Here is a 9,168-nt window from a genome sequence, read left to right as displayed (position 1 = left end):
TGACACGCCTGCGGCGTGTCGCCAAGAAGTCGATCCGGATGGCACGGGACTGACACGCCTGCGGCGTGTCGCCAAGAAGTCGATCCGGATGGCACGGGACTGACACGCCTGCGGCGTGTCGCCAAGAAGTCGATCCGGATGGCACGGGACTGACACGCCTGCGGCGTGTCGCCAAGAAGTCGATCCGGATGGTACGGGAATGACGCGCCTGCGGCGTGTCGCCAAGAAGTCGATCCGGATGGCACGGGACTGACACGCCTGCGGCGTGTCGCCAAGAAGTCGATCCGGATGGCACGGGAATGAAACGTCTGCGGCGTGTCGCCAAGAAGTCGATCCGGATGGCACGGGACTGACACGCCTGCGGCGTGTCCTGGCTGGATACGGCGGGCGGCAGTCAATCACTCCTCAATCGAATCACGTTTGGTCCGCCGCACACAAAAAAAGGCGTGATGCCGGACCACTCGTCCGACATCACACCCGTTTTCGTTCCATTGGTAGGCGCTACGCGGCCACTTCGGCTTCGAGCCGGTAGCGCTTGTAGATCTTCGCGTACAAGCCTTCCTGCGCCATCAGCTCGGCGTGGGTGCCGGTCTCGACAATCCGGCCTTCGTCGAGCACGTAGATCATGTTCGCCTGCTCGAGCGTGTCGGGGCGGTGCGTGATCAGGATCGCAGTCAACTCCGGCATGACCTCGTGCAGGCGGTCCCACAGGGCGGCCTCGGTGCGTGAGTCGAGCGCCGACGTGCAGTCGTCGAGAATGAGGACTTTCGGTTTGCCGACCAGCGCGCGCGCCAGCGCGAGCCGCTGTTTCTGGCCGCCGGATATCGACATCCCGCGCGTGCCGATCATCGTGTCCATCCCTTTCGGGAAAGTCGCGATCTCTTCGGACAACTGCGCGACATCGACCGCCCACGTCAGCAGCTCCTCGGAGACGTTGTCGCGCCCGAACAGGATGTTGTTGCGGACGGAGTCCGAAAACAGCACCGGTTCCTGCGGAACGTAGCCGATCGAATGCCGAAGGTCTTCGAGCTTGTACTCGGTCAGGTTGTGGCCGTCGAGCGTGATGCCGCCGTCGGTCGGATCGACCAGCCGCGGAATCATGTTGACCAGCCAGCTCTTGCCGGAACCGACCCGTCCGACGACCGCGATCGTGTGCCCCGGCTTGATGTCGAGTGTGACCCGGTCGATAATCTGCCGCTGCAGCTCGGGGAACGTGAAGGCAACATCATCGTAGCCGATACTCGGTTTCATGCTGCCGTTGCCGTCGCGCGAACCGCGCTCGGTGACCATCGGCGGCACGAGTTCGAGTTCGGTCAGCCGGTGAATCGACACCGCCGACTGACGGCCCTTCACGAGGAACTGCCCGATATCAAACATCGGGAAGACCAGCCAGGTCGCATAGTAGATGAACGTGGCCAGGTCGCCGATCGACATGGTCGCGTTGAGAACCGCGTAGCCGCCGGCGATCAGCACGATCACGACCGCAAACTGCCATATATAATGGTACATCGAGTCGACCAGGGTGGTCACCCGGACGGCGTCGATTTCGGCCTGGCGCCGGTCGCGCGCGGCGTCGTCGAATTTCACTTTCTGCGCCTTCTCCTGCACGTAGGCGCGCACCACGCGAATGCCGGAGAAGCACGCTTCCATGACGTCGTTGAACCGCGAGATGCGCGACTGCAGATGGTCGTAACGCGTATCCAGCAGCGACGACGTCTTGAAAAAGACCAGAATCAAAAGCGGCAGCGGCCCGGCCGTGAACAAGGTCAGTTTCGGCGAGATCGAGAGCATCATGATCACAACGAAGATGATGTTCAACGACGCTTCGTAAAACCGAAAGATCCCCGAGCAGGCGAACCACGACAGCTTCTCGGCGACATCGTCGGTCAGCCGCGTTACCAGATCGCCGGTCCGGAACCGGTTGAAGAAGTCGGGGCCCTTCGTGGTGATCTTGTTGAACGCTTCCTGCCGGAAGAGAAACTCGAGACGGCAGTTCATCCAGGCACGGGTCGACTGGAACCAGGCATAAAGCGCCGCGGATACGAATCCGAACGCGATAAACGCAACGGCGAACGATACGACCGGCGACAGCCCCCAGCCCGCACCGATCTCGGTGAGGCTTTCGGCAAGCCAGTGCGACGGGGTCTGCCCGGACTTGAGTGTATCGATCGTGAAGCCTATCAGTCGTGGTATCATCACGGCGATCGCGGCCTGGACCGGGGTGGCCAGCACCAGCACCGCCAGCACCTTCTTGTGCTGTCGGTAATACTGCCAGATCCACGAGACTATATTACGCATGAGCGGTAACTCCGTTTTTGTTCTTGAACTGCAGGTGGAACAGGCGGCTGTAATACCCATCCTGCAGGATCAGCTCGGTGTGACTGCCGCGTTCGACAATTTCACCGCGCTTGATAACCAGAATCTGGTCGACATCGAGAATCGTCGACAACCGGTGCGCGATAATCAGCGACGTGCGCCCGGCCATCAGCTTCTTGAGCGAGGCCTGGATCGTGCGTTCGGTTTCCGGGTCGACCGAGGAGGTCGCCTCGTCGAGGATCAGCACGTCGGGATTGACCGCCAGCGCCCGCGCGAACGAGAGCAACTGGCGTTCGCCCCGGCTGAAGTTCGATCCTTTTTCCGAGACCTCGGTGTCGAAGCCGTTCGGCAGGCGCTTGATGAAGCGGTCGGCCGCAACCGTAGCCGCGGCATCGGCAATCGCCTCGCGGCTCACCGATTCAACTTCGAGGCCGATATTGTCGGCCACCGAGCCGGGGAACAGGATGATATCCTGCAGGACGAGCGCGAACCGTTTGCGCAGGTCCGCGGTGCTGATCGTGCGGATATCGATCCCATCGACCAGAATCCGTCCTTTTTGCGGATCGTACAGCCGCAGCAGCAGGCCGATAACGGTCGACTTGCCGCCGCCGGTGACGCCGGCGAGGGCGAATCGTTTGCCGGCCGGGATCTCGAAATCGACATCCTTGAGCACCCAGTTTTCGTCGTCGGTGTACGAGAACCAGACGTGTTCGAACCGGATCGAGTGCGTGAGGCCGTCCCACGGTACGGGGTTTGCGGGTTCCGTGAGTTTCGGCTTCAGGTCAAGCAGGCCAAAAATCCGACGGGCGCCGGCCATTCCTTTCTGGAAGCTGCCGAGCTGTTCGGAGGTACGGGCGATCGGCTCGAACTCTTTCCAGATCAGCAGGATGAACGTCACGATCGTACCCGCCGAGATGCCCCACAGCGAGCCGAGCAGCAACACCAGCCCGACTTTTACGAATTCGATATAGTGCAGGACGTTGAAAAACAACGTCACGGCGACATTGACAAACCGATCCTCCTTGAATTTCGCTTCGTTGACCTTCAGCACACGGTCGCGGGCGTAGTCGCCACGGTGGAAGATCTGCACGATCGACATGCCGTGCAGAAATTCCGTAATGGTGGCCGTGACCTCGGCCGCCTTCTTGCGAAGCGCCAGGAAGCGATGCGTGGTCAGCCGGTGGAAGAAGTAGCCCATGACGAACAGCGCGGGAATGGCCGCGAAGATCACCACGGCGAGCTTCCACTCGTACCACATCATGATCCCGTAGATGCCGAGTATCAGCATGAGGTCGCCGACCACGAGCACCACCGTATTGGTGAACAGCAGACGGAGCGATTCGCAGTCGGATTCGATCCGGGCCATGAGGCGACCCACCGGATGTTCATCGAAAAACGACGTATCCAGCGAGAGGATGTGATCGAACAGCTTTCGCTTCAGGTCCAGCATGATGTTTTGGCCGATGGTTTCGAGTTTGACGCGCTGGACAAACTGGAAGACAAGGGTCAACAGCTGGATCACGACTATTGCGCCCGCGATGTACATGAGGGGTGCGAAATCGCGCTGGTCGGCCGGCAGGCCGAGTTGTTCGACCAGTCGGTAGTCGATGGCGCGCTGGATCAGCACGGGCCATATCAACGACAGGCCGGTGATCGAAACCAGAAGTCCCAGACACAACAAAAGACCCCATTTATGGCGGGCGAGGAACGGCATGAGCCGTTTAAAGGCGGTCCCGACGCCGATTTCATGTTCCTTCGGCAGGACGATGTCGTCATCAAACATTTCGTGAGTCATCTTAATGCCTCATAGTACGTTACGTCACACGGAACTGGGTTGATCATGGTCCGGTCGACGGAACGAAAAAACCCGTCGAACCGAGGTGGTGCGACGGGTTGAGTACATTTATATGTGAACGAAGTCACAATCTGCGTAAACGCCTCCCGTCGCAGGTGCGGCCATTGGGTCGCTGAGCGAGATTGATGCCGATTTTGTTGCTCATCAAACGCTTCTCCTCGACAGGTTTACTGGATCATTCCATCACTATACGGCAGTCAAGGCCGCAAGTTTCGATAATATGACGCGAAATTGTCAGGTGTCAAACACTTTTTTCGCTCCGCCGGCAACTTTGAGTCCGAACTGCCGCCTGCAATCCGTCTACGGGTTAGATTCCTGATGGCGGTTTTCCGGTCCGCCGGGGTATCGAGGGAATGACAGACGACCCCGAGGTCCTGATTACGACTGCCGGGAAGTGTTGCACCCGGAGAGAAAATCCATTAGTTTCCGGTGAGCCACGTTGGGTCTTGGCTGTGAGCTGCAACTGCGAGTCGACAGGACAAGACATCAGGCGAGCGGAACGTCCGGGTGCCATAACACCTCAACGATGGGGGCCGCGCGTGAAGGTTCTTGTTATCGACGACGAGGAAATGATCCGGTCGCTGGCCGAAAAGATTCTGCGACGCGGGGGGTACGAAGTTCTATCGGCAGTAACCGGGGAAGAGGCGATTGAGGCGTTTTCCCGCGCCGAGGACATTGACGGCGTCCTGCTTGATATGAGCATGCCGGGGATGTCGGGCCTTGAAACGCTGCGACGACTGCGCGCAATACGTGAGGATATACCCTGCGTGTTGTCGTCGGGCCAGCCCGAGAGCAACGTGTCTATCGATGACACCCTGCGGAACCGGACCTCGTACCTCGAGAAGCCGTACCGGGCCCAGGCGCTGATCAAGGCGATTGATGAACTCCTGAAGTAGTGCAGCGGGCCGGGCGGCAGGCGACGGCACGACCAATCCCGGCCCGGAAACCTGCGCCGCTCACCCGCGAGCGTAGAATCGGGTTGACATCATCAGAGCCCCCGGCGTACCGTACACAGGTATGCCGTTTCATAAGAATATGCCCGGCCACTTCCGGCGACTCGTCTCTCGGGCGCTCGCGGTAATCTGCGTCTGCGTCTTTTCTTTGTCGACCGGCGCCGGCGCCGCCGCGGTGCGTCTCGGCGTGGTACAGGCGGGTGACTATGCGGGCCATGTCGCCATGCGGGGGGCGGTCCTGAACGAACTGCGGGCGATGCTTCCCGATTCCTTCCGTGTCGAGACCCCTCCTGACGCCTACGTGAACGCAGAATGGGATCGCGCCGGCTGTCGCGAGAGAATACGGAAGCTGGTTGACGACGACCACGCAGACGTCATCCTGGCCATGGGGCCGTGGGTCGTCGAAGATCTGTTGGAAGCGGGATTCCGCAAACCTGTAGTCGCGGCTTATCGGTTCGATCCGATCGCGGAAGGTCTGGTGGACAGCACGGGCCGCCCGATTGCAGAGAATCTGACCGTCACCCTGTATCCGGATCGGTATTCTCGCGATTTCTCGGCGCTTAGTTCACTGTTCGCGATAGACACGGTTGCGGTAATCTGCTTTGACTCCAACGGCGAAACGGAGCGTCTGCTCGAACGCATGCGGCAGTCAATCGGAGGGCAGAAGATTGAACTAGTCGTCTCGTCCGGATACACGCCGCGCGGTGAGTTCGCATTTTTCAATGCATATCAGAAGGTTCCTCCGGGGGCCGACGCCGTCTACATCTCGCCGCTGTGGGGCGTGCAGCCCGATGCAATCCGCCCGTTTTTCGAACGAAGCAACTCCGTCCGTCGTCCCGTCTTTGCATCCGATGGCGCTTATCCGGTGGGGCGCGGGGCGCTGGCGTCCGATGCGGGTCGAACGATGATGGCTGAAGCGGTGATCACGGCCTGGAAACTGAAACGGATAGTCGAGGGGATATCGCCGGCCGATCTGCCAACCGCATACGAGCAGGCCAGAGGGCTGACGGTGAACGCCGATGTTGCGGCCTCATGCGGAGTCGCGCTGGACGGTTCAGTTGCCGACGTTCTGACGATTCGCCCGGCCGCGGACAGGGGTGAGTTCTACGATTATACGGCGGCACTGGCGACCGCCTATTCACGTCGATCCCACGCAGCTTCGCCGCCGGATCGGATAGCTCTGGAGGCGGACGTCAGTGAGGCCTATCTGAGCCTGGCACACGCGCTCGAAACGGTCCGGATCGACGCCGAGGTACTGGCGGTTATCGACGTTTTCCGGGAGCGGGCCCACGGTGCGGCACAGGTCGGGCTGGCGCAGCCGGAGACTCTCACCCGCCTTCAGGCTCGGCGCGCCTTGTTGGAAGCCGCGCTCATAACGTCTCAGTCATCGAAGCGTACGGCCGCAGCGAGGCTGGCGGAGTCCATGGATTTCCCGCCAACCTATGCCCTGTTCATCGATACGACCGTTTTCTCAGAGCGAGTACAGGCATCCCTGTACGTGAGGTTATCCAGGCTCGTGTCACACGAACAGTTCCGGTCCGGGCTGCTTGAACGGCTCGCCGACGAAGCCGCGCGAACGGCAGCCGCCACGACGGGAGCAGATGATCTTCGAGGCGCAATTTACGCCGCCCTGCTCGAGATCGAACGCACCCTGCTGGCCGGCGTTCCCTTGCGTCGGGCCGAGGATGACAGCCGGAGCTATCTGCAGCGCCTGATAGAAGCGCCTTCGGTCTCGGACCGTGACAAGATCGATGCGCTGGACGCCGGGCGGGCGGCACGTATGGCGGCATTGGACAATCGCATGGCCTTCTTTCGGGCCTGCGCTCGTCTGGCTTACGTGGTCGGCTGGTCGATGAACGAACTCAACACGACTCCGGCGCAGCAGTTGCTCAGATTCATTTCAAGCGGCGAGTCCGGAGGGTAGGCGCCGATGGTCGTGAGCGTGCAGGATCTCGACACACCGTGCCTGCTGATCGATCAGCAACGCCTCGCGGTCAACATCGCGCGCATGCAGGCTCTGGCCGATCGACACGGCGTCAAACTCCGACCGCACATCAAGACGCACAAAATGCCGGTGCTGGCGCTGACCCAGATCGAGGCGGGCGCGATTGGGGTGGCGGTCGCCACGCTGGGTGAGGCCGAAACGATGGCGGCCGCGGGCATCACCAACATCCAGATAGCCTCTCAAGTCGTGGGTGCGGCGAAGTATCATCGCCTCGCCCATCTTCGTCGCCAGATCACCCTGTCCTGCGCGGTGGATTCCATCGATCACGTCCGGGAGTTGTCGGCGTTTTTCGCGACGCAGGGCCTGACGCTGGAGTTGCTCATCGAGGTCGATACCGGCCTGCATCGGTGCGGTGTGGCCGACGTCGATGCCGCGCTGGCGCTCGCCCGCGAGATCGAGCGGCTGCCCGCGCTGCGCTTCCGCGGTGTTATGACACATGCCGGGCACGCGTACGCCGCGGTCGGGCCCGATGACGTCGCGCGGATCGGCCGCGAGGAAGGCGAGCGCATGGTGGCGCTCGCGGAGCAGCTACGCGCGTCGGGGTTGACGGTCGACACCGTCTCGGTCGGTTCGACTCCGACCGCGCGCCACGCGGCGGCCGTGGCGGGCGTGACGGAACTGCGAGTCGGTAACTACATCTTCAACGACATGATGCAGGTCAGCCTCGGCAGCGCCTCCCTTGACCAGTGCGCGATGTCCGTTCTGTCGACCGTCATAAGCACACCGACCGCGGACCGTGCCGTCATCGACGCCGGCGCCAAGGCGCTGGCGCTGGACCGGGGGGCACACGGCAACAGCACACTGCACGGCTACGGTCTCGTACGGGAAAAAGACTGCACGATCTCGCGGCTGTCCGAGGAGCACGGAATAATCGACGAATGCGGCGGTTGCTTCGTTCGTGGTGAGAAAGTGTCGATCATCCCCAACCACGCCTGCGCCGTGGTGAACCTGTTCGACTATGCATATCTGGTCGACGGGGGGACGGTGGTGGATACGCTTCCGGTGACGGCGCGGGGGCGGGCGTAGCGGCTGGGGCGTGAGTCTGGGGCTAGCGGGGCTCTGATTCCGGCGTCCGTTCGTTCTTCCTCTCGTTTTCATACTTCAAAGCCCGTAATCCATAGAAATAGACGACTTCCGAGGCATGGACGAATGCGTAGGTCAGGGTGAGGGCCAGCACGAGGACGGAGATTATTATCGCCATCTGCGTGTATTCGGGAAAAACGGTCATGATAGGGTGAATTGAGAAGTTCAAGCCAATAATGGCTGCGACAAGGAGCAACTCTCCCATAAGATTTGTCAGCAGCTGGTGCTTTAGTGTCGGCCAGGCGTAGCCACGGGTCAGATCGGCACTTGCGCGAGCTGCGCGAATCGGTCCCATCCCGTGCAGCAGCGCGTATTCGTCGGCCCAGAACAGGCGAACGCCGGCGATGATTCCCGGAATGATCAGCATGACGGCGCCGATCAGTACCCCCAGAAGAAAGATGATCCAGGCGCCCAGGGTCCTGAAAAAGCTTCTTGCTACCTGAGAGTAGAGATTTCGTGTTGAACCGCCCGTGTAGATTCTGGAAGTCAGCATATTCATCGCAAAGATAACGAATGCCCAGCAGGCAAGGCACACAAGAGAGAGCAGTGTCCCCTTGAAGCCCGTGGCCTCGTAACTATACTGCCTCGCTGAGAGTCCACCCATCGATGCCAGGAGCGCCACGATGAGCGCAGAGAGAGGCAGTGCCACTTTCTGAATCAGCGGCAGGAAGGAACGAGAGAAGAGCCTGGCGCCGTTGACGAAGGGGTGGCGGAGATTCTCGATTAGCTGCTGGTTGGAGATCGGGGGTCGGTCGGGGGAGCCATATTCTGTTCGGTTCTGCGCAGTATAGCGCTGCAGGCAGGTGTCGGAGCAGAAGTCGAGTTCCCGGGCGATGAGCGAGACGCAGCATTGGTCGCAGACGGCGCGGCCACAGTGGTCGCAGGTGACAGTCGCAGGGATGCCGGGGTGGTTGCTGCACGATACCGGCGCGGCAGGTTTCTGTGACATGGTTCCT

At 61.0% G+C, this 9,168-nt stretch carries 6 protein-coding genes; 3 read left to right on the top strand and 3 right to left on the bottom strand.

The features are described from left to right. Window positions 1-501 precede the first annotated feature (501 nt). Together RBT76_01745 and RBT76_01740 are read right to left on the bottom strand one after the other, a co-directional pair. Complete coding sequence (locus tag RBT76_01745; GenBank protein ID MDX9856492.1) at window positions 502-2,298, bottom strand: ABC transporter ATP-binding protein; 1,797 nt, start codon at window positions 2,296-2,298, stop codon at window positions 502-504. Further along, window positions 2,291-4,111, bottom strand: coding sequence for an ABC transporter ATP-binding protein (locus RBT76_01740; protein MDX9856491.1), 1,821 nt, complete (start codon window positions 4,109-4,111; stop codon window positions 2,291-2,293). The genes RBT76_01745 and RBT76_01740 overlap by 8 nt, the downstream gene beginning before the upstream one ends. Window positions 4,112-4,710: 599 nt before the next feature. On the opposite strand from RBT76_01740, the gene RBT76_01735 reads away from it, so the two are divergent. The 3 genes from RBT76_01735 (at window position 4,711) to RBT76_01725 (ending at window position 8,155) form a co-directional block, all read left to right on the top strand. After that, window positions 4,711-5,067 (top strand): response regulator, encoded by a 357-nt coding sequence (locus RBT76_01735; GenBank protein MDX9856490.1) that lies wholly within the window; start codon window positions 4,711-4,713, stop codon window positions 5,065-5,067. Window positions 5,068-5,188: 121 nt separating this feature from the next. Beyond that, the gene (locus RBT76_01730; GenBank protein ID MDX9856489.1) at window positions 5,189-7,048 is read left to right on the top strand and encodes an ABC transporter substrate binding protein; all 1,860 of its coding nucleotides are present in this window, start codon (window positions 5,189-5,191) and stop codon (window positions 7,046-7,048) included. A gap of 6 nt (window positions 7,049-7,054) precedes the next feature. Further along, complete coding sequence (locus RBT76_01725; GenBank protein ID MDX9856488.1) at window positions 7,055-8,155, top strand: alanine racemase; 1,101 nt, start codon at window positions 7,055-7,057, stop codon at window positions 8,153-8,155. A gap of 22 nt (window positions 8,156-8,177) precedes the next feature. On the opposite strand, the gene RBT76_01720 is transcribed toward RBT76_01725, so the two are convergent. Further along, complete coding sequence (locus tag RBT76_01720) at window positions 8,178-9,161, bottom strand: hypothetical protein (protein ID MDX9856487.1); 984 nt, start codon at window positions 9,159-9,161, stop codon at window positions 8,178-8,180. Window positions 9,162-9,168: the final 7 nt, after the last annotated feature.

It is taken from the genome of Candidatus Zixiibacteriota bacterium, from assembly GCA_034003725.1.
Lineage (GTDB): Bacteria > Zixibacteria > MSB-5A5 > GN15 > FEB-12 > WJMS01.
Note: the sequence above shows the minus strand (reverse complement) of the source record. Positions and strands in the feature narration are given on the sequence as shown.

Coding starts and splice junctions, on each gene's coding strand:
- RBT76_01730 (MDX9856489.1), top strand. CDS start 5,189: ATGCCGTTTCATAAGAATATGCCCGGCCACTTCCGGCGACTCGTCTCT.
- RBT76_01745 (MDX9856492.1), bottom strand. CDS start 2,298: ATGCGTAATATAGTCTCGTGGATCTGGCAGTATTACCGACAGCACAAG.
- RBT76_01720 (MDX9856487.1), bottom strand. CDS start 9,161: ATGTCACAGAAACCTGCCGCGCCGGTATCGTGCAGCAACCACCCCGGC.
- RBT76_01740 (MDX9856491.1), bottom strand. CDS start 4,111: ATGACTCACGAAATGTTTGATGACGACATCGTCCTGCCGAAGGAACAT.
- RBT76_01725 (MDX9856488.1), top strand. CDS start 7,055: ATGGTCGTGAGCGTGCAGGATCTCGACACACCGTGCCTGCTGATCGAT.